Here is a 24,173-nt window from a genome sequence, read left to right on the forward strand (position 1 = left end):
GTTATGGGTCTTATCATCATAGTTTTCACAATTTCCTGCAAAAGTAGCCTTTTTTGTCTATATAAATGCAAAAGATGTTCTGATTTTCTGTTCTGTTATACGTTTCCTAAACTTTTTTAGTACTTTTGTCCCAAAATTCGTAGATATGTCAGAGCAGGAAATAGAACAACAAAATGTAATGCCTGAAAATGGCAAAATGGTATTGCGTACTGAAAATCTGGTAAAGAAGTACGGCAAACGTACTGTAGTGAGCCATGTTTCCTTTGATGTGAAGCAAGGAGAGATTGTCGGTTTGCTGGGGCCGAATGGGGCAGGTAAGACCACCTCTTTTTATATGACTACCGGTTTGATTGTACCCAATGAAGGACATATTTATTTGAATGATTTGGATATCACTTCTTATCCTGTGTACAAACGAGCTCAAAACGGTATCGGCTATTTGGCACAAGAAGCCTCTGTGTTCCGCAAAATGAGTGTGGAAGATAATATCGCTTCTGTTTTGGAACTGACAAAGACCAGTCCCGAATATCAAAAGGAGAAACTGGAAAGCTTGATAGCTGAGTTCCGCTTGCAAAAGGTGCGTAAGAATTTGGGAGACCAGTTGTCGGGAGGTGAGCGTCGTCGAACGGAGATAGCTCGTTGTCTGGCAATCGACCCAAAGTTTATTATGCTCGATGAACCGTTTGCCGGTGTAGACCCTATTGCAGTAGAGGATATACAGCATATTGTGTGGAAATTGAAAGACAAGAATATCGGAATCTTGATAACCGACCATAATGCATTGGAAACTCTGCGTTTGACTGACCGGGCCTATTTGTTGTTTGAAGGAAAGATTCTGTTCCAAGGCACGCCCGAAGAGTTGGCAGAGAATCCGGTTGTCCGTGAGAAATATCTGGGAACCAACTTTGTGCTTCGCCGTAAAGACTTCCAACTGGAAGAAGCCAATCGGAAACAGCAGATGCAAGGCTAAAAGATACATTAGTACGTATAGGCTTATGCGTTAGTACGTGTAGAGCTATGCGTACTAACGTGTGAGCCAACGCGTACGTACGTGTAAGCGGATGCGTCAGTCCCCTAAAATTGGTCGGATGATGTGCGGCAGAAAATTCCAAATAAAAAAGGCTGCGAATCCATTCGCAGCCTTTTTAGTCTGTATCAATCAGTAATTACATTCTTTTCGGTAATGCTTCTTTGATAACTAATTGACGGCCCATAAATTCAGAACCGTTCAGTTCGTTGATGGCTTTAGCAGCATCCTGATCATCTTCCATTTCAACAAAAGCAAATCCTTTTGACTTACCTGTTTCACGGTCTTTGATAACCTTTACAGAAGTTACTACTCCGTAAGCAGACATTGCTTGTTCCAAATCTCCTTCCTTAACACGGTAGTTAAGGTTTCCAACATACATATTCATAGTGAAAAAATAAAAATAAATAAAATAAAAAATACTCTCTGAATGGTGATTATTAATGAGATAGGGGGATTAGAACAACAGAGAGTTTACGTAAGTGCTATGCGTACAGAAGTAAAACCTTGTAATAAAAATCACTAGCTATATTATCTATCACCAGTTCGACCACAAAGGAACGCATAAAATTTGAATAAGCAAGAAAAAAAGCGACTTTTTTTTCTTTTTTTTATTTGTGCCATTTTATTTGTCTTTTATCAGGCTACTTTCTATTGTCAATTAGTTTTTTTTAGCCTGTGTATTTGGTAATTGAAAGATTAAACACTAATTTTGCAACCTCTTTGATGAGAAAATCTGAAAGAAGTAACAATTAAATAAAATAAGTCAGAATGAATATTTCATTGCAAAACGTTGACAAGGTAAGTGCATTGCTTACTGTTAATATCGAAAAGGCCGATTATCAGGAAAAAGTAGAAAAAGTGTTGAAGACTTACCGTCAGAAAGCCAACATTCCGGGTTTCCGTAAAGGCATGGTACCTATGAGTCTTATCAAAAAGCAATTTGGTAAAGCTGTGCTTGCTGAAGAAGTTGATAAGCTGATGCAGGAAAAAGTAAACGAATATATCCGTGAAAACAAAGTGAATATGCTGGGTATGCCGTTGCCGAACGCTGAAAAGATGCAGCCGGTGGATTTCGACACTCAGGAAAACTTTGAGTTTGTATTCGATATTGCTTTGGCTCCTGAATTCAATGCTGAAATCACAAATCAGGATACTGTAGATTATTATACAATCGAAGTGGCTGACGAATTGGTGGAACAGCAGGTGAAAATGTACACTCAGCGTGCGGCTAAATATGATAAAGTAGAAGCCTACGAAGACAAAGACATGATTAAGGGTCTGTTGGCTGAGCTGGACGAAAACGGTAACACTAAAGAAGGTGGTATTCAGGTAGAAGGCGCCGTAATGATGCCGGCTTACATGAAGAACGATGACCAAAAAGCTATCTTCAACGGAGCTAAGGTTAATGACGTTTTGGTATTCAACCCTGCTGTTGCATTTGATAACAACGAAGCAGAACTTTCTTCATTGCTGAAAATCAAGAAAGAAGAAGTTGCAGATGTTAAAGGTAACTTCAGCTTCCAAGTGGAAGAAATCACTCGCATGATTCCTGCAGAACTGAACCAGGAATTGTTCGACCAGGTATTTGGCAAAGACACAGTGAAGAGTGAAGAAGAATTCCGTGCAAAAATCAAAGAAGGAATTGCCGTTCAGTTTGAAGCGGACAGCAACTACAAGTTCTTGATGGATGTTCGTGATTACCTGACTAAGAGAGTAGGCAAACTTGAATTCCCGGATGCTTTGTTGAAGCGCATCATGTTGCTGAACAATGAAGAAAAGGGAGAAGCATTCGTTGCTGAAAACTACGACAAGAGCATCGAAGAACTGACTTGGCATCTGATTAAGGAACAGTTGATTGCTGCTAATGAAATCAAGGTGGAACAAGCAGACGTTTTGAATATGGCTAAAGAAGCTACCCGTCTTCAGTTCGCTCAGTATGGCATGTTGAACATTCCTGAAGAAATGCTCGAAAACTATGCAAAAGAAATGCTGAAAAAACAAGAAACGGTAGAATCTTTGGTAAACCGTGCCGTAGAAAGCAAACTGGCTGCTGCTTTGAAGGAAAAAGCAACATTGAACCACAAGTCAGTTACAATGGAAGAATTCAACAAAATGTTTGAATAATATTTTTGGCAAGATAAGCATTGATTGCTAAATCTTACTAAAAAAGGGGGCTTTTGACCAGAAAATTTCGTTATAAGCAAAAGTTTCGATACGTCGACCGTATTTTTTTGTACTTTTGTTTGTTTGAAAAAATGGGGTTGAAAGCCTCTTTTTGTGAATAATAACTAAACCATTAAATTATGGATGATTTTAGAAAATTTGCTACCAAGCATTTAGGAATGAACAGCATGGTGCTGGACGATGTCATTAAGTCTCAAGGCGGATATCTGAACCCTTATATTTTGGAAGAACGTCAGTTGAACGTAACCCAGCTCGACGTATTTTCGCGTTTGATGATGGACAGAATTATCTTTCTGGGTACAGAAATCAATGACTATACGGCTAACACTCTCCAAGCTCAGCTCCTTTATCTGGATTCTGTAGATTCAGGAAAAGATATATCTATTTATATTAACTCGCCGGGTGGCTCTGTTTATGCCGGACTGGGTATTTATGATACCATGCAGTTTATCAATAGCGATGTAGCCACCATCTGTACCGGTATGGCCGCTTCGATGGCAGCTGTTTTGCTGGTTGCGGGAACTGAAGGAAAACGTTCGGCGCTGACACACTCCCGTGTAATGATTCATCAGCCGATGGGTGGCACTCAGGGCCAGGCTTCGGATATTGAAATTACAGCGCGTGAAATAATGAAGCTGAAGAAAGAACTTTATACAATCATAGCAGAACACTCGCATACTGATTTTGATAAGGTATGGGCAGATTCAGACCGTGATTATTGGATGACGGCTCAGGAGGCAAAAGAGTATGGTATGATTGATGAAGTGCTGTCTCGCAAGCCGGCTCTATAATATATAAGGTATAATTACATTAATATTAAGAGAAAATTGGAAGATAGTAAAACACCAAGAAACAAGAGAAAGTGCAGTTTTTGCGGACGCTCTGAAAATGAGGTAGGTTTTCTTATTACCGGCATGAACGGCTGTATTTGTGACAGTTGTTCCGAGCAGGCATACGAGATTACCAAAGAAGCCCTTCACCAGTCAAAAGGAAAAGCAGAAGAGCTCAACTTGAAAGAGTTGCCTAAACCGCAACAGATTAAAGAATTCCTGGACGAGTATGTCATCGGCCAGGATGATGCGAAAAGATATCTTTCGGTAGCCGTTTACAATCACTATAAGCGTTTGCTTCAGAAAGCGGACGAGGATGATGTGGAAATTGAAAAGTCCAATATCATCATGGTGGGTAGCACAGGAACCGGAAAGACATTGCTTGCCCGTACGATTGCAAAGCTATTGCATGTTCCTTTTACCATTGTTGATGCTACTGTTTTGACCGAAGCCGGATATGTGGGTGAAGATATTGAAAGCCTTCTGACCCGTTTGCTCCAAGTGGCGGATTACAATGTGCCCGAAGCTGAAAAAGGTATTGTATTCATAGATGAAATCGATAAGATAGCCCGTAAGGGGGACAATCCTTCCATCACTCGCGATGTAAGCGGTGAGGGAGTGCAGCAAGGTTTGTTGAAACTGTTGGAAGGCTCGGTAGTCAATGTCCCGCCCCAGGGCGGACGCAAGCACCCGGATCAGAAAATGATTCAGGTCAATACCAAAAATATTCTGTTCATTTGTGGCGGAGCATTCGACGGTATTGAGCGAAAGATAGCCCAGCGTCTTAACACTAATGTTGTAGGCTATAGTGCAGCCAAGGAAACGGTGAAAATAGACCGTAGTAATATGATGCAGTATATTGCACCCCAAGATTTGAAATCATTCGGACTGATACCCGAAATAATCGGTCGTCTGCCTATTCTTACTTATTTGAATCCGTTGGATAGAAACGCATTGCGCAGTATCCTTACGGAGCCAAAGAATTCTATTATCAAGCAGTACGTCAAACTGTTTAAAATGGATAAAATAGAATTGGTATTTCAGCCCGAAGTGTTCGAATACATAGTTGACAAAGCTATCGAATACAAACTTGGAGCCCGTGGATTGCGTTCCATCGTAGAAACGATTATGATGGATATGATGTTTGAATTACCATCAAAGAAGGTGAAAAGCTTTGAAGTAACGTTGGATTACGCTCAAAAACAGATGGATAAAGCAAATATTTCACGGCTGCAAAATGCTTAGTATCAATAGAATAAAGGGAGAGAGAAAGAAAAATGCAATTCTTCTGAAAAATATTACTCGAAATATTCGTGTAATTTGAGAACTTGTTTATAACTTTGTTAGACAACAAAAGATGTAAAAACAAGAACCGGGGAACCGCGAAAAACTATTTGATACAATGAAGGAGAATATAAATTTGACTAGCGCACTGAAAAAGTATTTTGGATTTGATACTTTCAAGGGAAACCAAGAAGCAATTATCCGTAATTTGCTGGCCGGGAATGATACATTTGTGTTAATGCCTACGGGCGGCGGAAAATCGTTATGTTATCAGTTGCCTTCACTCATCATGGAAGGAACGGCAATTGTCATATCTCCTTTAATTGCATTAATGAAAAATCAGGTGGATGCCATGCGTAACTTCAGCGAAGAAGACGGAGTGGCTCATTTCATCAATTCTTCATTAAACAAGTCGGCTATCGACCAAGTGAAATCAGATATTTTGAGTGGAAAGACCAAATTGCTCTATGTAGCTCCCGAGTCATTGACGAAGGAAGAGAATGTAGAGTTTCTGAGAGGTGTGAAGATTTCTTTCTATGCAGTAGACGAGGCGCACTGTATTTCGGAATGGGGGCATGATTTCCGTCCCGAGTACCGTCGGATCCGTCCTATTATAAATGAAATAGGAAAGGCGCCTGTCATTGCGCTTACGGCTACGGCTACTCCGAAAGTTCGTATGGATATCCAGAAGAATTTGGGAATGCTGGATGCGGCAGAGTTTAAATCTTCATTCAATCGTCCGAATCTTTATTACGAGGTACGCCCCAAAACGAATAATATCGACCGTGATATTATTAAGTTTATTAAGGCAAATCCAGGCAAGTCAGGCATTATTTATTGTCTGAGTCGTAAGAAAGTAGAAGAACTGGCAGAAATATTGCAAGCCAACGGCATCAATGCCCGCGCTTATCATGCCGGTATGGATTCGGCAACACGCACCGCCAATCAGGATGGTTTCCTGAAAGAAGACATCGACGTAATTGTAGCTACTATCGCATTTGGAATGGGTATTGACAAGCCTGATGTGCGTTTTGTGATACACTATGATATCCCCAAGAGTCTGGAAGGCTATTATCAGGAAACAGGTAGAGCCGGACGTGACGGGGGAGAAGGTATGTGCATTACATTCTATTCCAACAAAGACTTGCAGAAGCTGGAAAAGTTTATGCAGGGAAAACCGGTAGCCGAGCAGGAAATAGGTAAACAGCTATTGCTGGAAACAGCAGCTTATGCCGAGTCGTCGGTATGTCGTCGCAAATCGTTATTACATTATTTTGGAGAAGAGTTTACAGAAGATAATTGTGGAAATTGTGATAACTGTTTAAATCCTAAAAAGCAAGTGGAGGCTCAGGATTCATTGTGTGCCGTGATTGAAACAATCATAGCGGTAAAAGAAAACTTTAAAGCAGATTATATAATAGATATTCTTCTGGGTAAGGAAACTACGGAAGTACTTGCACACAAACATGAAGAGCTTGAAGTGTTCGGCTCTGGCATGGGTGAAGAAGATAAAACGTGGAATGCTGTCATTCGCCAAGCGTTGATAGCCGGTTATTTAAGCAAAGATGTCGAGAACTATGGATTGCTGAAGGTGACTTCTGAAGGTCATAAGTTCCTTAAGAATCCGAAATCGTTCAAGATAGTGGAAGATAATGATTTTGAAGAGGAAGAAGAAGAAACTCCGGTTCGGGGAGGCGCTTCATGTGCAGTAGACCCTGTGCTTTATTCCATGCTGAAAGATTTGCGCAAGAAGCTGTCGAAGAAGCTGGATGTTCCTCCTTATGTCATATTCCAGGATCCTTCTTTGGAGGCAATGGCGACCATCTATCCCGTTACGCTGGAAGAACTTCAGAATATTCCGGGTGTGGGTGCAGGCAAAGCTAAACGTTACGGTCAGGAGTTCTGTGTATTGATAAAGAAACACTGCGAAGAAAATGAGATAGAACGTCCTGAAGATTTGCGTGTCCGTACCGTTGCCAATAAGTCAAAGTTGAAGGTGTCTATCATCCAGTCAATCGACCGTAAGGTCGCTCTTGATGATATTGCCGTATCCAAAGGGTTGGAATTCAGCGAGCTGCTGGATGAGGTAGAAGCTATCGTGTATTCGGGTACTAAGCTGAATATTGACTACTTCCTCGAAGAAATTATGGATGAAGACCACTTGGATGACATCTACGATTACTTCAAAGAGTCTACGACCGATAAGATAGACGATGCAATGGAAGAGTTGGGTGATGACTATACCGAAGACGAAATCCGTCTGGTGCGTATCAAGTTCATTTCCGAAATGGCAAACTAATCAAAGGATTAATATATAAAGAAAGCCGGATTTCTACGAGGGAATCCGGCTTTCTTTATATTATATCGTTAATTACTATTAAATATAATATTTCTACTAACAACCTTAGTAGTTTGTATCAAACTTTGCTTATATTTGTACTGTGTCTAACCGATAAACAAAGAAAAGAATGAAGAAACTGACAGCGAAGGAAGAAGAGATAATGAATATCTTCTGGCAACACGGGCCGATGTTCATTCGTGAAATGCTGGCCTTTTATGAGGAACCCAAGCCTCACTATAATACCGTGGCTACATTGGTAAAACTGTTGGTCGAGAAAGGATTTGTTACTTTCCGTGTGTGGGGCAATAGTTATCGCTATGATGCGATAGTTTCGGAGAAAGAATACAAAGGGGCGGCGTTGAGCGATGTCATTTCGCAATATTACGACAACTCTTATACTCGGGTGGTGTCGCAGTTCATTGAGGAAGAGAAGATGGGGCTGGACGAGCTGAAGGCACTGATAGCAAAAATTGAAAAAGGATAGGAATAAAAGAAAAACGTTATGGCTGCCTTTGTCATTTATATATTGAAAAGCACCCTCTGCCTGTCTGTATTTTATTTGTGGTACCGGCTGCTGTTCAGAGGAACCACTCATTTTCGGTTTAATCGCCAGATTTTAGTGTTGGGCTTGTTAGTGTGTTCATTACTTCCGCTGATACATTTCACTCTAGAGAAAGAATTACCAGTGCATCGTCCGTTGCGTATGTTGGACGAGGCATTGACTATAGTTGCTTTGCCTGAAAAGGGACAGGCTGAGGTAGGGGCGATTGTTCCTGCCGATACCGGAGAAGGTGTGTTTCTCTATCCCCGGTTTTTCTTTTTTCTTTATGCCGGAGGGTGTGCCTTTGTCCTGTGTCTGTTCTTGTCGGCATACATCCGTATGTGGCGTCTGATAAGAGGTGCTTCCACATTTCGTGAAAGCGGTGTGTGTTGGGCATTGACAGACAGGCAGGTAAGTCCTTTCAGCTGGGGAAATTACATTGTGATGAATCGTAAGGACTATGAGGCTTATCCGTTGATACGCCTGCACGAACAGATGCATGTGCTTCACGGTCACTCATGGGACGGCCTTTTGGTGCAGCTGTTGCAGGTTTTCCACTGGTTCAATCCGGTAGTGTGGCTGTGGCAGAAAGAGTTGCGCGACCTGCATGAGTATCAGGCAGACCATGAAGTAATCAGTCGTGGCATTGATGTAAAAACATATCAATTATTATTGGTGGAAAAAGCTGTGGGCACAAGGCTCTACTCTATGGCCTGCGGTTTTGACCATTGTTCACTTAAAAAACGTATAACTATGATGATGAAAAGAAAAACACCCGGATGGAAACGCTTGTATATCTTGATAGCGTTTCCGTTGGCTGCGGGAGCCGTATTTGTGTTCGCCCAGCCTAAAGTAGATGCCACCTTACAGACAGTCGTGGCGGGACAGGCAACCGCGTGTGACAGCAGTTCGCTGGATATTTCGCTTTCGGCGGCTGATTATGCTGGACTGGCGGCAGATGCCGTGGCATTTGATGTGTATGTCAATCAGCGCAACCAGTTGATGATTGGTGCCTTCAACAAGATGGATGCGGTGAAGTTGGAAGGTCTGGCAGATGCCGTGTCGAAGAGGCTCGTCGCTGACTTCTCTTCCCGATATGCTAAGAGGAAGGAGGTACCGGAGATGGTAGCCTGCATCACAGCCGACCGGAATGCGAAGATGGGCTGTGTTTACGAGGCCAAGCAGCAGATAAGCCGCGGATATGAGTTGGCGGTGCGCGAGTTGAGTGCAACCTATCCTGCCGGAGTGTTGCAGCATAGCCTTTCCAGTCGGATTGTCTATAATCCTCCCCGGTCTTATGGAAATCCGGTTGCAGGGGTTTCGGATAAAAACCAACGTCTGGAAGGGTTTGGCATCACGATTTTCATGGAAGGAGAGAAGAAAGGAAGTCTGAAAGATTTTACTTTACAGGAATTGGAATCCGAAATAGCTTCCTTGCTCGAAGGAGCGGACGTATCGAAAAACGTGATATCCGTCGAACTTAGTGTGCCGAAGGATGTGCAAGAAGGTATAATGTACGATGTCAAGCAGGTGCTGCGTAAGTTATATCTGTTGAAGGTTGATACGGTTCATTGAATCTTGCGGGTTGGCTTCTGCCGATGACGGTGATGAAGTTGGGAAAAACTGCTTTCACACAAAACAAGGCATAACTTGTTGATATATAGTGCTGATAGGTGAAACGTACTATACGTTATGTGTGAAAGCGGATGCCACAGACTTTATTAGGGCGTCCCATCGTGGGCTGTCTTATTTTCTGTTGTAGTTACTGCTACTCCGAAAAGGCGGGTCAAGCCAAAAAGTGTGTTGGCATCATATTCTGAGAAAACTCGGGCCAGTCATTATTCTTGGGGATTTAATATATCAATCAAATACTTGTCTCCTGATACTGTCTTCTTCGGTTTTCAACCCCTGCATGCGTTCTTGAGCTCCCTAAGTCGTTTCATTAGGCGGACTAAGCGTTTTCGTCCTTTCGGTTATGCCTGTGTGTCCGTCGGATTACTACAGTCTCCGGCAGCGGACTGTATAGTCCGTTGCAGTGGACTGTACAGACTACTACAGTGGACTGTACAGTCCACTGCCGGAGTCTGTAATAATCTTCCGTTCAAAAGGTCTTGGCTGACCCTATGAAACAGCTTGTTCTTCCCTTTGTTTGTGATAAGATATTTACTCCCTCCCCAAGAATAATAAGTGACCCGGATTTTCTCAAACTATGATGCCCGCACACTTTTTGACTTAATCCGCTTTATATACGTGAACGGAGGAGGATGCAAATGAATGGCTAATCAGATAATGGAGGCTTTGTCGGGGTAGGGTTGATTATTGTTTCTGCTAAATTTTCTTTCACCTTAACAAAAAAATATTCTATCATTTTCCAGTATTGAATAAAACTCGTATATTTGCACGCAATAAATTCAAAACGCATTAAGCCCTATGTCATTTATTGCAGATAAAATTGTAATGGACGGATTGACTTACGACGATGTATTGTTAATCCCAGCCTATTCTGAAGTTTTACCCAAAGCAGTCGAACTCTCGACTAAGTTCTCACGCAACATCGAGTTAAAAGTACCTTTTGTGACCGCCGCTATGGATACGGTTACTGAGGCTAAAATGGCTATTGCCATTGCTCGTGAAGGCGGTATCGGTGTTATTCATAAAAACATGTCTATAGAAGAACAGGCACGCCAGGTAGCTATTGTGAAACGTGCTGAGAATGGTATGATTTATGATCCCGTAACTATCAAGAGAGGCTCTACCGTGAGAGATGCTTTGGCACTGATGGCTGAGTATAGAATCGGCGGTATTCCTGTTGTGGACGATGAAAGATATCTGGTAGGTATTGTTACCAATCGCGACCTCCGTTTTGAGAAAGATATGGATAAGCGTATTGATGAAGTGATGACGAAAGAGAATATCGTTACTACCAACCAGACTACCGATATGGAAGCTGCTTCACAAATTTTGCAGGAACATAAAATTGAGAAGTTGCCCGTAGTGGATAAAGACGGTAAACTGGTAGGCTTGATTACTTATAAGGATATAACAAAAGCGAAAGACAAACCGATGGCTTGTAAAGATGCCAAAGGCAGGTTGCGCGTTGCTGCCGGTGTAGGTGTGACAGTGGATACACTCGACCGTATGCAGGCTTTGGTGGATGCCGGTGCTGATGCTATCGTTATTGATACAGCTCATGGACATTCTAAATATGTGATTGAAAAACTGAAAGAGGCAAAGAAACGCTTCCCGAACATTGATATTGTAGTAGGTAATATCGCTACCGGAGAAGCTGCAAAAGCATTGGTTGAAGCCGGTGCGGATGCAGTGAAAGTTGGTATCGGTCCGGGCTCTATCTGTACAACCCGCGTGGTGGCCGGTGTAGGGGTTCCTCAGTTGTCTGCTGTGTATGACGTAGCTAAGGCTTTGAAGGGTACAGGTGTTCCTTTGATAGCCGATGGTGGTTTGCGTTATTCGGGAGATGTCGTAAAGGCTTTGGCTGCCGGTGGATATAGTGTAATGATTGGTTCATTGGTTGCCGGAACAGAAGAATCTCCGGGTGATACGATTATCTTTAATGGCCGTAAGTTTAAGTCATATCGTGGTATGGGTTCTTTGGAAGCGATGGAGAATGGTTCAAAAGACCGTTATTTCCAGAGTGGAACTGCCGATGTGAAGAAATTGGTGCCGGAAGGTATTGCCGCACGTGTTCCCTATAAAGGCACTTTGTACGAAGTAATCTATCAGTTGGTGGGTGGTCTGCGTGCAGGTATGGGCTATTGCGGTGCTGCCAATATTGAGAAACTGCATGATGCCAAATTTACCCGCATTACCAATGCCGGTGTATTGGAAAGCCATCCGCATGATGTAGCTATCACTAGTGAGGCTCCTAATTACAGCCGTCCTCAATAAAATGAAAATATAATGCCGCGTTATTTGCTCGGTGTTCTCTTGCTTCTCCTTGTGTCTGTGTCTGAAGCGCAGGCGCAAGGAGATGTTATGTTGTATATTGACAGCAAGCCTGTTTATCGGTCTGAATTCGAATATTATTATCGGAAAGCTCCCAAGCAGACTCCCGAAGCTTATTTGCCTGCCTTTATCAACTATAAACTGAAGGTGAGATATGCCATGGATAGTGGTTTGGATACTGTGGCTGCTTTTCGCAGGCAACTTTCATTTTATGAAGGTCGTTTGGTAAAGTCGTATGTGGTGGATACGGCTGGGGAGGAACGGGAGTCCCGTTCCATTTATGAACGGAATAAACGGCGTCTCCAGACAAATGATTGGGTGAGAATAGCTCATATCAGTAAATATTTGCCTCAAAATGCGACCCCTGCCGCAGAACAGGCGGCGCAGGCTGTTATGGACTCCATCTATTCTGCATTGCAGGATGGGGCTGATTTTTCATGGTTGGCACGTCATTATTCAGATGATGCGGACAGCCGGCAAGTCGGAGGACTGTTGCCATGGATGCCCGTCAATAAGAATATGCAAGAATGGGTGGACAAACTGGCAGTGTTGGAAAAGAACAAAGTCTCGGTTCCTTTTTATTCTCCTTTAGGTCTTCATATTGTCAAGTGGGTGGAGCGTAAGCCTTTTGCCTCTTACGAGGATAAAAAGGAGGAAATACAGGAATATATGGAGCATGAAGGAGTTTCTTCTCCTTCGGTCAGAAAAGATGTTTTGGCTCTTTACCGGTCAGGCGCTTTGGCCGGGAAATATCCCGATTGGACGTTGCGTTGGCAAGAAGTGCATGATGGTCTGTTGGCCTCTTATCTTACCCGGAAGTATCAGGAGGGGGAGTATGCTTGTTTCGAAGCCGATTTGGAACGCTATTTCAAACAGCATAAATCAGATTATGCTTGGGAGTTGCCCCGGTATAAAGGAGCTGTTATTCATTGCAAGGATAAGAAAATGGCTTCTGCCATCAAGAAATACTTAAAGAAAAAGCCGGTGGAGGAGTGGAAATCCGCTTTAGAAAAGTTGATGATGAACGCATCGGTTCCGCAAGCAAGCATAGAAGTGGGAGTATTTATCATTGGAAAGAACCAATATGTGGATAAATTAGTCTTTAAGTGCGGAAGTTTTGAACAAGTTCCCGGTTTTTCTTATACTTTTGTGATGGGAAAGAAGTTGAAAAAGGGACCGGAGAACTATTTGGATGTAAAGGATGCGGTAATCCGTGATTATCAGGCTGTACATGAGGACTCTTGGATGAAAGATTTGAAACGGAAGTATAAGGTTGAAATAAACCAAGAGGTTTTAAAAACAGTTAATAATAACGGAAGTAATTAATTATTGCAGTATCTTCGTTCACTATTTTAATGCTTTATGAGTATCGTGAAAAACTGGGGAGTAATACTTGTGATTGCCGCTGCCATGACTGGATGCGGTCAGGAGCATAACCATAAAGGAAAAACTCCTTTAGTGGAAGTGTCCGGTGAATTTCTGTATAAGGAAGATTTGCAGGCGGCTCTTCCTCTCAATATATCGAAGGATGATAGTGTATTGTTTGCCGAACACTATATCAAGAATTGGATAGAGGATGCGCTGCTGTTTGATAAGGCGGAGGGGAATATTCCCGACAATGATAAAATCTCCAAACTGGTGGAGAACTATCGCCGTGCATTGATTATGCACACTTATCAAGAGGAGTTGGTGAATCAGAAATTGGCAAACGATATCAGTGAGGAGGAAATCAATGCTTATTATGAAAAGAACAAAGATTTGTTCCGACTGGATAACCCATTGGTCAAAGGACTTTTTATAAAGGTTCCTCTCACTTCTCCTGATTTGGGGAATGTGCGTGTGTGGTATCGGAAGAATAATCAGGACGCTATTGAAAAATTGGAGAAGTATAGTTTGCGTAATGCAGTGAGTTATGATTATTTTTATGACCGTTGGACGTCTGTGCCCGATGTGGCTGTCAAGATACCTTTGAAGGTGCTGGATACGGACGCAAGCTATTTGGATAAAAACAGGAATGTAGAAGTAAAGGACACGGCCTTTTGCTATTTCTTGCATATAGAAGATTTCTTGGGAAAGGATAAACAAAAGCCGTTGGACTTTGCCAGAGATGAAATAAAAGAGATTTTAATAAATCTGAAGCGTGTGGAGTTTATCAACAAGGTGAAAGAGGACTTGTATCAGCGGGCTTCGGATAGAAACAAGATTATTTATTATTATTTGAATTCAGATGAATAAATTGATGTGTACTAAAGTTTATGCACTGTTACTGATGCTGCTTGCTACTGTTTCTGTATATGGACAAGACAACGTTATAGACGAAGTCGTGTGGGTAGTAGGCGATGAGGCTATTCTTAAATCTGACGTAGAGAGTGAGCGGTTGAATGCCCAGTATGAAGGACGTAAGTTTGACGGTGACCCGTATTGTATAATTCCGGAGCAGCTTGCCGTCCAGAAATTGTTCCTTCATCAGGCAGCTATCGATAGTATCGAGGTTTCCGAACAGGAAGTAATCGGATTGGTGGAAAGACGTACGAATTGGCTCATCGAACAAGTAGGAGGTTCTAAAGAGAAATTGGAGGAATATTACAACAAGACTTCTACCCAGATTCGTGAGATGTTGCGTGAGAATGTGCGTGATGGAGAAACAGTGAGAAAGATGCAGCAGCATATTGTGGGAGAGATTAAGATAACTCCTGCCGAAGTGCGTCGTTATTTTAAGGATTTGCCGCAAGACAGTATTCCTTTCGTTCCTACTCAGGTGGAGGTACAGATTGTTACGTTGGAACCGAAAATACCATTGGAAGAAATTGAGCGTGTAAAGAAGACCTTGCGTGACTATACGGATGGCATTAATTCCGGCAAGATGTCATTTGCCACCTATGCCCGTTTTTATTCTGAAGATCCCGGAACGGCTCGTCGCGGCGGTGAGCTCGACTTTATGGGTAAAGGGGAATTGGTGCCCGAATATGCCAATGTCGCTTTTAACTTGCAGGATCCCAATAAGGTTTCGAAGATTGTGGAAACAGAGTTTGGCTTCCATATCATTCAGTTGATTGAAAAACGCGGTGACCGTATTAAGACCCGCCATATTCTGTTGAAGCCGAAAGTGGAGGAAAAGGACTTGGAGGCTGCACTGGTTCGTTTGGATTCCATTGCTGATGATATCCGTAACCAGAAATTCACTTTCGATGATGCGGCTACTTATATCTCGCAGGATAAGGATACAAAGAATAATCATGGTCTGATGGCTAACAAGAATACCGGTACGGCACGTTTTGAAATGCAGGATTTGGCACAGGTTTCTCAGGAAGTGGCCAAGGTGGTGGAAAACATGAACGTAGGCGAAATATCGAAAGCATTCACTATGATTAATGATAAAGGAAAAGAAGTGTGTGCTATCGTAAAACTAAAAAGCCGTATAAACGGACATAAGGCTACCATTACGGAAGACTATCAGCGTTTGAAGGCTATCGTCATGGAAAAACGTAGTGAAGATAAGCTTGAAAAGTGGATTAAAGAAAAGCAAAAACATACATACGTGCGTATTAATGAGAAGTGGCAGAAATGCGATTTTAAATATCCGGGTTGGATAAAAGAATAAAGTAGTATATTGAACCGTATGCTTGAAAAAAGAAAAAAAAATAACTCTTCGAGCAGGCATAGGATACTTTTGTTTAGTGTCCTGTGCCTGTTTGTCTTTTGCTTGTTGGCGCAGGTCAATCCCACAAAAAGGACTGAACCGAAGCCTGCCAAGAGCAAAGTGTATCTGTTGCATTCCGATGTGTTGAAGAAAAGTCCTTTAAATCCTGATCCCGATGCACAGGTATTGGTCGGGAATGTGGCTTTTCGCCATGATAGTGTTTATATGTATTGTGACAGTGCTTGTTTTTATGAAAAGACCAATTCATTAGAGGCTTTTGATAATGTAAAAATGGTGCAGGGAGATACGTTGTTTTTGTATGGGGATTATCTCTTTTATGATGGCAATACACAGATTGCCCAAGTGCGCAACAATGTGCGCATGGAGAATAAGAATACTACGTTGCTGACCGATAGCCTGAACTATGACCGGATTTATAACCTTGGTTATTATTTTGATGGCGGTACGCTCATGGATGAAGAAAATGTGTTGACTTCGGAATGGGGAGAGTATAGTCCTGCCACTAAACAGTCGGTCTTTAACTATGATGTGAAACTGGTAAATCCTAAGTTTACATTGACTTCGGACACACTGCGTTACAATACGGCCAGCAAGATTGCCAATATTGTAGGGCCATCGAACATTGACAGTGACAATAATCATATCTACTCCGAATTGGGCTTCTATAATACGCAGATTGGTCAGGCAGAATTGCTGAATCGTTCTGTATTGACGAATGAGGGTAAGCGTTTGACGGGCGACAGCTTGTTTTATGACCGTGTGAAAGGATATGGGGAAGCTTTTGATAATGTGTTGTTTAATGATACCATTAATAAAAATATGCTTACCGGTGACTATTGTTATTACAATGAACTGACTAAATATGCCATTGCAACCCAAAAGGCGGTAGCGGTGGATTACTCACAGGGTGATAGTTTGTTTATGCATGCCGATACGTTGCAGATGTACACTTTCAATCTGAATACCGACTCTATCTTCCGTGAAACAAGAGCGTATCATAAAGTGCGTATGTATCGCACGGATGTGCAGGGAGTGTGTGATTCGCTGGTTTTTTCGTCCAAAGACAGCTGTCTGACTATGTATTATGACCCTATTCTTTGGAATAACAACCAGCAATTGTTAGGTGAGGAAATAATGATTTACATGAATGACAGTACTATTGATTGGGCGCATATTCACAATCAGGCACTATCTGTTGAAAAGTTGGATTCTGTCAATTATAATCAGGTGACCGGAAAAGATATCAAGGCATATTTCAAGAATGGAGAGATGCACCAGGTAGACGTAATCGGTTCGGTCCGTGTCATTTATTATCCGATGGAGAGCGACAGCACACTAATTGGCATGAATGTATCGGAGACAAGCCTTTTGAATATGTATCTGGAAAACCGGAAGATGAAAAAGATGGTTATGAGTCCGAAATCAAATGGAACTCTTTATCCGATGCTTCAACTTCCGCCGAATAAAATGAAACTGGAAAACTTTAATTGGTTCGACTATATCCGTCCGCTCAATAAAGAGGATATCTTTAACTGGCGCGGAAAGAAAGCCGGGCAGGAATTAAAGAAGAGTAATAGAGGTACTGCACCTTTGCCAAATCAAGACTTGTTTAATAAAAAGAAGAAATAACTATGGGAATGTTTAAAATGGAAAAGCCTCGCCGTTTCAACCACCAATATATATATGTGGACGAACGAAAAGAGAAATTGCAGAAGATGGAAGAGAACGCCAAGCGCGACTTGGGTATGCTTCCTCCGAAAGAGTTTTCCCCCGAAGACATTCGTGGAAAGTTTATTGAAGGAACCAAGCATCTGAAACGCAGAAAAGAGAGTGGACGCAGACCGTTGGCTTATGGGGCTTTGTTTGTTGCCATTGGCGTTCTACTTTTTATCTTGCATTATCTGGTGACCGGAGAATTAAATTTTTAATGAATCATTCGTAGTTGTATTATGAGCGATATCATACGTTTACTGCCGGATTCTGTCGCTAATCAAATAGCGGCAGGAGAGGTGATACAGCGTCCTGCATCTGTTATAAAAGAGCTGGTGGAGAATGCCATTGATGCCGGAGCGCAGCATATAGATGTATTGGTAACGGATGCCGGAAAGACTTCTATTCAGGTGATAGATGATGGTAAAGGGATGTCTGAAACCGATGCGCGTCTGTCTTTTGAACGCCATGCAACTTCTAAGATAAAGGAGGCGGCTGATTTGTTCGCTTTGCGGACGATGGGATTCCGTGGGGAAGCGTTGGCTTCTATTGCAGCGGTGGCACAAGTAGAGTTGCGCACGTGTACAGAAGGAGAGGAACTGGGTACTAAACTGGTTATTGCCGGTTCCAAGGTGGAAAGCCAGGAAGCCATATCGTGTCCCAAGGGCAGCAATTTCTGTGTGAAGAATCTGTTTTTTAATGTACCTGCACGGCGTAAGTTCTTGAAATCCAATCAGACAGAGCTAAGCAATATATTGACTGAGTTTGAACGCATTGCATTGGTCAACCCCAATGTGTCTTTCACTTTGTATCATAATGATGCTGAGTTGTTTAATCTTCCCGCCATTCAGTTGCGCCAACGTATCATGGGAGTGTTTGGGAAGAAAATTAATCAGGATCTTCTATCGTTGGATGTAGATACCACGATGGTGCGCGTCTCAGGCTTTGTCGGCCGGCCGGAAAGTGCCCGCAAGAAAGGAGCTCGCCAATACTTCTTTGTAAACGGACGTTATATGCGTCATCCTTATTTCCATAAAGCCATTATGGATGCATACGAGCATCTGATACCGGTAGGTGAACAAGTATCTTATTTTATTTACTTTGAGGTGGACCCTGGTAATATTGACGTAAATATTCACCCTACCAAGACGGAAATCAAATTTGAGAATGAACAGGCCATTTGGCAGATATTGGCAGCGGCTGTCAAGGAAACATTAGGTAAATTCAATGCTGTACCTTCCATTGATTTTGATACGGAGGGTATGCCGGATATCCCTGCATTCGAGAGTTCTCTTTATGCCGGAATACAGCCTCCGAAAACAACTTATAACCCGGATTACAATCCTTTCAATACGTCTGCTGTGCCTCCCTCTTCCTACTCCTCAAAGCCCACTCGTGATTGGGAACGGCTGTATGAGGGCGTGGAACAGCATGCGTCGGCCCAACATACGCAGATGTCTTATCCGGATGATGGGGATTATTTCACGGCATCTCCAATGGAGGAACCGGCTGCTCCCACTTTGTATGACAATTCGGAAGAGTCGGCAATGGGAGAGAAATCATCTCAACATTATCAGTTTAAAGGACGCTTTATCCTTACTTCCGTCAAATCAGGCTTGATGATTATCGATCAGCAACGGGCGCATATTCGTATTCTTTATGATCAATATCTGGAGCAGATAACACGTCGACAGGGAGCATCGCAGGGAATGTTATTTCCTGATATTGTGCAATTCCCGGTTTCGGAAGTACCTGTATTGCAAGAAATCATGGAAGATTTGTCATACTTGGGTTTTGAACTGACTGATTTGGGAGGTGGTAGTTATGCTATCAACGGCATACCTTCGGGTATTGAAGGTTTAAATCCGGTGGAACTGATTCAGAGTATGGTTCATACTGCCATTGAGAAGGGAGGTAAAGTGAAAGAAGAGGTGCAGAGTAATCTGGCTTTGACATTGGCTAAAGCTGCGGCTATTGTGCCGGGGCAGGTTTTGACGAACGAGGAAATGAATGGTTTGGTAGATGGGTTGTTTGCTGTAACTACTCCTAATTATACTCCTGACGGTAAAACCGTGTTGTCCGTGCTTCAGGAGGATGAGTTGGAAAAGCTGTTTAAATAAAATCTGACTATAAAAAGATAAGCCGCTTGGAAGCGATTCCAAGCGGCTTTGGCTTACCTTTTTTAAGGCAGAGTATTATTGGGCTTCGATAATTACACGACGGTTGAATGCCGGAGGAGTTAATGTATTAACGCCACCCATACCGCTAATAATCATATTGCTCTTGTTTACACCCAGTTTAACCAATTCGTTTGCAACTGTATTTGCACGGTCTTCACTCAATTGTTTATTCCATGATGCACTACCTGTGTCGCTGTCAGCATAACCGGTTACTTTCAGTTTGATGCCCGGATTGTCTTTTACTAAGTTGGCAATCTGTTGCAGGTTGACTACGCTGTTTTGAGGCAGAGTGGCAGAACCAATCTGGAAGAATACAGATTGCGGAACCGGAGTCAGCTGATTAACGGTAACTTGTTCTGTAACCACCTCATTAGGAGTATTTGCAAGTTGTGCCTTCAACTGGCGGTTTTGTTCGATTTGTTGAGCCAAAGCTGCATTGATAGCATCCATCTGAGATGCTGTAAGAGCCATCATAGCATCCACATCAGGAGCAGGTTTGAATCCTCTCTGCGGGAATTTATAGGTCACACCGACTGATGCGCCCAGCATAACGTCCAATCCTTTGTTCAGGGTCTTTCCGTCAAACTTGTTTTCAGCAGCCATACCATAAAGTTCCAAGTTCAAATCCCAAGCATCTGCCACATGGAAGGTATTAATCAAACCGAAGTTGAATGCTAATGAATTAAGGTGAGGTTTGTCATAAGAATGAGCGAAACCGAAACCTACAAACGGAACAGCATCATATACACGGTCGGGATTATAACCGGCTAGCATATTGCTGATGTTGAATAAGATATCGCCGTGTAAGTTCATATAGTTGAACTTATCCTGATAGTATCCTTCACTCATCATATGAGGTTTGGAGTATGCAGAAGGTTCGCTTGAAAAACTCTTTGACTGTAAACCGCTATATTGCAAGCGTAATCCTAATCCGGGAGTAAACCATTTACCAATTGATACATTCAGGGCGGGAGCGATACGCTTGCCGAATTTGCCCAGGTCGGATTGGTCACCGAATAATACTTGTGCACCGCCTCCTACAGAGAAGAACCAATTATCAAAGAATCGATTGGTCTCTACTTTGTACTTATCTACCGGAACCTCCATAACATCTACGCTTTCGCTGACGATAGCGTTTTGTGATTTGTTGCTCTGCTGCGCGAACGTTGCAGAACTGATACTGGCGATTGCCAGTGCAAACATTAATTTTTTCATACTCATTTCTATTAGTTAAATTATTGTTTAGGTATATCTTCCCAATTTCAACTAAATAACATGAGCGTTGAAAAAAAGTTTGTGCGGCTTGAATATTTAATATTTTTTTATGAAAGAAGGCTAAAAAGGTAGTGCGACTCAGTGCTGCGTTCTGCATCAAAACTGAATCCTTCCCAATTGAATCCTTTTAATTCTTCAGGCTTTTCAATGCGGTTCTTGATGATATAGCGTGTCATTTCTCCTCTACACATTTTAGTATAAATAACGACAGTTGTTAATTTCCCTTTTTTCCAAACCTGAAATTCGGGTGTAATCACGCGTACCTGTTGTTCAATACGTTTCCAGTCGAAAAGGTCTTTCATTTCATTGCTGGCAAGGTTGATTAATGTGCCTCCTTGTGCTTTGATGGACTTAATGAATTCATCAGTCAATATTGGTTTCCAATAATCAAACATGGATATTCCTCCGTGCTCTGGCAGTCTGACGTCTCCTTCCAATCTATAATTCTTTATCAGGTCAAGCGGACGAAGTAATCCATATAAAAAGGAAGTGATACGCAGATGATTTTGTATGTATTGAAAATCTTCGGCTGTAAAGTCTTGAGGACAGATACGTTTAAACACTATGCCTGTATAGGCTAACAAGGCAGGAAGAGCTTTGTTTTCTTCAGAACAGAAATCCTGAAAGCGAAGGTAATTTTCAGCGGCTATTTTACTGTTTACCCGCAACAGGCGTTCCAGTTCCTCGGCAGAGAACTGGGACATATTGAGTGCATGCTGAATGGCTTCAGCCTGAAATTGTGGCGTACCGGTGGTGGGAACTTTCACTTTAGAACGGTCCGTCATGGTCTTGGCACACGAAATAAAAGTCATCATAGGCTAAAAAATGATATTTCAGTCGGCAAATATAGGAAAAACAGATATATTTGTCTTTATTATATCGCGAATTAAATATTCAGAACTATGAAAATGAAAAAGTTAGGATTGTTATTGATGTTGCTATGCGTCAGCTTTGCAGTGCATGCACAGGAATTGAAGAAGGGAGATAAGTTACCTGATTTTCAGTTGAAATCATCAGTTTATGGAAATGTTTCATCTGCTGATTTGAAGGGTAAGGTGGTATTGGTCAGTTTATTTGCCACTTGGTGTGGTCCATGCCAGTTGGAACTTGCAGAAGTGCAAAAAACGCTTTGGCCTAAATATAAGGATAATAAGGACTTTGTATTGTTGGTGATTGGCCGTGAACATACGGACGAACAACTGAAGGTTTATAATGAGCGGAAGAAATTTACTTTCCCGTTGTATCCTGACCCTAAGCGTGAAGTTTTCTCACTCTTTGCTGAAAAATCTATCCCTCGTGCGTATCTGTTCAATAAGGAAGGAGAAGCAATTTATACTTCTATGGGGTATGAAAAGGAGGAGTTTAATCATTTGATGAACGCTATTGAAGAAGCTTTGAAGTAATCAAAAGCTATTATTGAAACTAATTTTAATTCTAATACTTATGAAAATCAAATCACTGATTGCTGTTTTGTTGTGTATTGTGGTGTGTAGCTCCTGTGAACAGCCGCCGGTAGAAGCGTATGTTGTGCTTCCCCAACCGCAAGAGATTAATTATGTTCAAGGTTTTGTGAAACTGAAGGATAAGCCGACAGTTGCTTACTCTAATGAATTGTCTAATGAGGCTCTGTTGTTGGCTTCTTACTTAAAGAATGATTTTGCAGTGGAGGCTAATTTGCAGGAAGGGAAAGACAAAGGGGATATTGTTCTTTCGTTGGATTCGATGGTCTTGCCTGACAAGAAAGGCGGATATGCATTGGAAGCTGCCGGAAGCCGGATTACAATTAAGGCTCCTGCTCCCGAAGGAGTGTTTAACGGTGTGCAGACTTTGCGTCAGATTATTAAAGAAAGAGAAGGACGCCTGACTGTTCAAAAAGCTTTGGTGACGGATTATCCGGCTTTCTCTTGGCGTGCATTCATGCTGGATGAAGGTCGGTATTTCAAAGGTAAAGAAGTGGTCCTCAACATGCTTGATAGAATGGCTGAGCTGAAGATGAATGTATTTCATTGGCATTTGACAGACGATCAGGGATGGCGTATTGAAATCAAGAAATATCCGAAGTTGACAGAAGTTGGTGCTTTCCGTGATTCTTCAGAGATTAATCATTTCCACAGCAATGTGTTTGATGGTAAGCCTCATGGTGGTTTTTATACTCAGGATGATATCAAGGAGGTAGTGGACTATGCTGCCAAGCGCCATATTATGATTGTCCCCGAAATAGAGATGCCGGGACATGCCAGTGCTGCTATTGCTTCTTATCCATGGCTGGGAACTACCGGAAAGCAGATTAAGGTGCCTTGTAACTTTGGTGTGCATTACAATGCTTATAATGTGGCCGACCCTCGTGTCATTCAATTTCAGGAAGATGTATTGGAGGAAGTGATTGCATTATTCCCTTCTCCGGTAATCCATATCGGCGGGGATGAATTGCGATATAATGCTTGGAAAGAATCGCCGATGGTGCGCAATTATATGAAGCAGAACAAGATTGCTTCACCGGCCGGACTACAAGTTTTCTTTACGAATAATATTTCTAACTTCCTGGCCTCAAAGAATCGGCACATGATGGGGTGGAATGAAATTACGGGTGCTCAGATTAATGATTATCAGCAGGATGGTACTGCTGCTTCACAGCAGCAATTGGCCCCCGGAACCATCGTTCATTTCTGGAAGGGTGAGCCTGAATTGATTAAAGAAACCATTGAAAAAGGATATAATATCGTCAACTCTTATCATATATATACTTATCTGGACTATGATTATGAGTCCATCCCTTTGCAGAAATCGTATGAGTTCAATCCGATTCCCGAGGGACTGACGGAGGCGCAGAAAAGTAAGGTCTTGGGTATCGGTTGCCAGATGTGGGGCGAATTTATTCCTGCAGTTGAAAGTATGAATAAAAAGATTTATCCGCGTCTTGCCGCATACGCCGAAGTAGGCTGGACAAGTCCATCCAATAAGGATTATGAGCGTTTCCGTAACTCGTTGGATTCATTTATCGGGCATTGGGAAAAGCTGGGTATTCAATTGGGTGAGTGGAAATAATAAAAAAGTGGGGATGTGTCAAAACTCCCCTTTTATCGAAATCACCCTCGCTACAACTACCTGTGGCGAGGGTGACTTTTATTTATGAGAGTTTCGATACACCCTCGTTTCTTGTGAGAGTGCCCGATA

General features: G+C 42.2%; 19 protein-coding genes. 16 read left to right on the forward strand and 3 right to left on the reverse strand.

From position 1 onward, the window contains the following. Positions 1-145: 145 nt before the first annotated feature. Positions 146-970 (forward strand): LPS export ABC transporter ATP-binding protein, encoded by an 825-nt coding sequence (lptB, locus tag QYT14_RS17090; RefSeq protein ID WP_237040235.1) that lies wholly within the window; start codon positions 146-148, stop codon positions 968-970. Between the two features lie 196 nt (positions 971-1,166). Here the strand turns inward: lptB and QYT14_RS17095 are convergent, their stop codons facing one another. Further along, complete coding sequence (locus QYT14_RS17095) at positions 1,167-1,415, reverse strand: RNA-binding protein (RefSeq protein WP_005941332.1); 249 nt, start codon at positions 1,413-1,415, stop codon at positions 1,167-1,169. Positions 1,416-1,798: 383 nt separating this feature from the next. Between QYT14_RS17095 and tig the strand changes: the two genes are divergently transcribed. The 13 genes from tig to mutL all read left to right on the forward strand — a co-directional run bounded on the left by tig (position 1,799) and on the right by mutL (position 19,664). Further along, a complete protein-coding gene (gene tig, locus QYT14_RS17100; RefSeq protein ID WP_288325498.1) occupies positions 1,799-3,154 on the forward strand; it encodes a trigger factor in 1,356 nt (451 codons plus the stop codon). 179 nt (positions 3,155-3,333) lie between these two features. Continuing rightward, complete coding sequence (clpP, locus tag QYT14_RS17105; RefSeq protein WP_237040233.1) at positions 3,334-4,005, forward strand: ATP-dependent Clp endopeptidase proteolytic subunit ClpP; 672 nt, start codon at positions 3,334-3,336, stop codon at positions 4,003-4,005. Between the two features lie 36 nt (positions 4,006-4,041). Next, the gene (clpX, locus tag QYT14_RS17110; RefSeq protein WP_237040232.1) at positions 4,042-5,289 is read left to right on the forward strand and encodes an ATP-dependent Clp protease ATP-binding subunit ClpX; all 1,248 of its coding nucleotides are present in this window, start codon (positions 4,042-4,044) and stop codon (positions 5,287-5,289) included. Positions 5,290-5,446: 157 nt separating this feature from the next. Next, entirely contained in the window at positions 5,447-7,627 is a 2,181-nt protein-coding gene (gene recQ, locus QYT14_RS17115; RefSeq protein ID WP_237040231.1) for a DNA helicase RecQ, read from the forward strand. A gap of 169 nt (positions 7,628-7,796) precedes the next feature. Then, a complete protein-coding gene (locus tag QYT14_RS17120) occupies positions 7,797-8,153 on the forward strand; it encodes a BlaI/MecI/CopY family transcriptional regulator (RefSeq protein ID WP_237040230.1) in 357 nt (118 codons plus the stop codon). Positions 8,154-8,171: 18 nt separating this feature from the next. Continuing rightward, on the forward strand, positions 8,172-9,785 hold the full coding sequence (locus QYT14_RS17125) for a M56 family metallopeptidase (RefSeq protein ID WP_288325499.1): 1,614 nt from the start codon (positions 8,172-8,174) through the stop codon (positions 9,783-9,785). A gap of 855 nt (positions 9,786-10,640) precedes the next feature. Beyond that, on the forward strand, positions 10,641-12,116 hold the full coding sequence (guaB, locus tag QYT14_RS17130; protein WP_237040228.1) for an IMP dehydrogenase: 1,476 nt from the start codon (positions 10,641-10,643) through the stop codon (positions 12,114-12,116). 12 nt (positions 12,117-12,128) lie between these two features. Beyond that, the gene (locus QYT14_RS17135) at positions 12,129-13,499 is read left to right on the forward strand and encodes a peptidylprolyl isomerase (protein ID WP_288325500.1); all 1,371 of its coding nucleotides are present in this window, start codon (positions 12,129-12,131) and stop codon (positions 13,497-13,499) included. Positions 13,500-13,535: 36 nt separating this feature from the next. Then, entirely contained in the window at positions 13,536-14,408 is an 873-nt protein-coding gene (locus tag QYT14_RS17140) for a peptidylprolyl isomerase (RefSeq protein ID WP_237040226.1), read from the forward strand. Between the two features lie 4 nt (positions 14,409-14,412). Beyond that, complete coding sequence (locus tag QYT14_RS17145) at positions 14,413-15,774, forward strand: peptidylprolyl isomerase (protein WP_237040242.1); 1,362 nt, start codon at positions 14,413-14,415, stop codon at positions 15,772-15,774. An 18-nt stretch (positions 15,775-15,792) separates the two neighbouring features. Continuing rightward, entirely contained in the window at positions 15,793-17,463 is a 1,671-nt protein-coding gene (locus QYT14_RS17150; protein ID WP_237040225.1) for an OstA-like protein, read from the forward strand. Positions 17,464-17,465: 2 nt separating this feature from the next. Then, positions 17,466-17,762 (forward strand): hypothetical protein, encoded by a 297-nt coding sequence (locus tag QYT14_RS17155; protein ID WP_237040224.1) that lies wholly within the window; start codon positions 17,466-17,468, stop codon positions 17,760-17,762. Between the two features lie 21 nt (positions 17,763-17,783). After that, positions 17,784-19,664 (forward strand): DNA mismatch repair endonuclease MutL, encoded by a 1,881-nt coding sequence (gene mutL / locus QYT14_RS17160; RefSeq protein ID WP_288325501.1) that lies wholly within the window; start codon positions 17,784-17,786, stop codon positions 19,662-19,664. Between the two features lie 75 nt (positions 19,665-19,739). On the opposite strand, the gene QYT14_RS17165 is transcribed toward mutL, so the two are convergent. After that, complete coding sequence (locus QYT14_RS17165; RefSeq protein WP_237040222.1) at positions 19,740-20,939, reverse strand: OmpA family protein; 1,200 nt, start codon at positions 20,937-20,939, stop codon at positions 19,740-19,742. A gap of 107 nt (positions 20,940-21,046) precedes the next feature. Next, the gene (gene yaaA / locus QYT14_RS17170) at positions 21,047-21,814 is read right to left on the reverse strand and encodes a peroxide stress protein YaaA (protein ID WP_288325502.1); all 768 of its coding nucleotides are present in this window, start codon (positions 21,812-21,814) and stop codon (positions 21,047-21,049) included. A gap of 87 nt (positions 21,815-21,901) precedes the next feature. On the opposite strand from yaaA, the gene QYT14_RS17175 reads away from it, so the two are divergent. Together QYT14_RS17175 and QYT14_RS17180 are read left to right on the forward strand one after the other, a co-directional pair. Continuing rightward, positions 21,902-22,402, forward strand: a complete 501-nt coding sequence (locus tag QYT14_RS17175) for a TlpA disulfide reductase family protein (protein WP_288325503.1) — start codon at positions 21,902-21,904, stop codon at positions 22,400-22,402. Positions 22,403-22,442: 40 nt separating this feature from the next. Continuing rightward, positions 22,443-24,044 (forward strand): beta-N-acetylhexosaminidase, encoded by a 1,602-nt coding sequence (locus tag QYT14_RS17180; protein WP_288325504.1) that lies wholly within the window; start codon positions 22,443-22,445, stop codon positions 24,042-24,044. Positions 24,045-24,173 lie beyond the last annotated feature (129 nt).

This window comes from uncultured Phocaeicola sp., assembly GCF_948499155.1.
In the GTDB taxonomy this organism is placed as follows: Bacteria; Bacteroidota; Bacteroidia; order Bacteroidales; family Bacteroidaceae; genus Phocaeicola; species Phocaeicola faecalis.

Bases quoted from the DNA above. Each gene is read 5' to 3' on its own strand.
- clpP (WP_237040233.1), top strand. From the start codon at position 3,334: ATGGATGATTTTAGAAAATTTGCTACCAAGCATTTAGGAATGAACAGC.
- mutL (WP_288325501.1), top strand. From the start codon at position 17,784: ATGAGCGATATCATACGTTTACTGCCGGATTCTGTCGCTAATCAAATA.
- QYT14_RS17145 (WP_237040242.1), top strand. From the start codon at position 14,413: ATGTGTACTAAAGTTTATGCACTGTTACTGATGCTGCTTGCTACTGTT.
- QYT14_RS17180 (WP_288325504.1), top strand. From the start codon at position 22,443: ATGAAAATCAAATCACTGATTGCTGTTTTGTTGTGTATTGTGGTGTGT.
- recQ (WP_237040231.1), top strand. From the start codon at position 5,447: ATGAAGGAGAATATAAATTTGACTAGCGCACTGAAAAAGTATTTTGGA.
- lptB (WP_237040235.1), top strand. From the start codon at position 146: ATGTCAGAGCAGGAAATAGAACAACAAAATGTAATGCCTGAAAATGGC.
- QYT14_RS17150 (WP_237040225.1), top strand. From the start codon at position 15,793: ATGCTTGAAAAAAGAAAAAAAAATAACTCTTCGAGCAGGCATAGGATA.
- QYT14_RS17120 (WP_237040230.1), top strand. From the start codon at position 7,797: ATGAAGAAACTGACAGCGAAGGAAGAAGAGATAATGAATATCTTCTGG.
- yaaA (WP_288325502.1), bottom strand. From the start codon at position 21,814: ATGATGACTTTTATTTCGTGTGCCAAGACCATGACGGACCGTTCTAAA.
- QYT14_RS17175 (WP_288325503.1), top strand. From the start codon at position 21,902: ATGAAAATGAAAAAGTTAGGATTGTTATTGATGTTGCTATGCGTCAGC.
- QYT14_RS17140 (WP_237040226.1), top strand. From the start codon at position 13,536: ATGAGTATCGTGAAAAACTGGGGAGTAATACTTGTGATTGCCGCTGCC.
- guaB (WP_237040228.1), top strand. From the start codon at position 10,641: ATGTCATTTATTGCAGATAAAATTGTAATGGACGGATTGACTTACGAC.
- QYT14_RS17125 (WP_288325499.1), top strand. From the start codon at position 8,172: ATGGCTGCCTTTGTCATTTATATATTGAAAAGCACCCTCTGCCTGTCT.
- QYT14_RS17135 (WP_288325500.1), top strand. From the start codon at position 12,129: ATGCCGCGTTATTTGCTCGGTGTTCTCTTGCTTCTCCTTGTGTCTGTG.
- QYT14_RS17155 (WP_237040224.1), top strand. From the start codon at position 17,466: ATGGGAATGTTTAAAATGGAAAAGCCTCGCCGTTTCAACCACCAATAT.
- QYT14_RS17165 (WP_237040222.1), bottom strand. From the start codon at position 20,939: ATGAAAAAATTAATGTTTGCACTGGCAATCGCCAGTATCAGTTCTGCA.
- QYT14_RS17095 (WP_005941332.1), bottom strand. From the start codon at position 1,415: ATGAATATGTATGTTGGAAACCTTAACTACCGTGTTAAGGAAGGAGAT.
- tig (WP_288325498.1), top strand. From the start codon at position 1,799: ATGAATATTTCATTGCAAAACGTTGACAAGGTAAGTGCATTGCTTACT.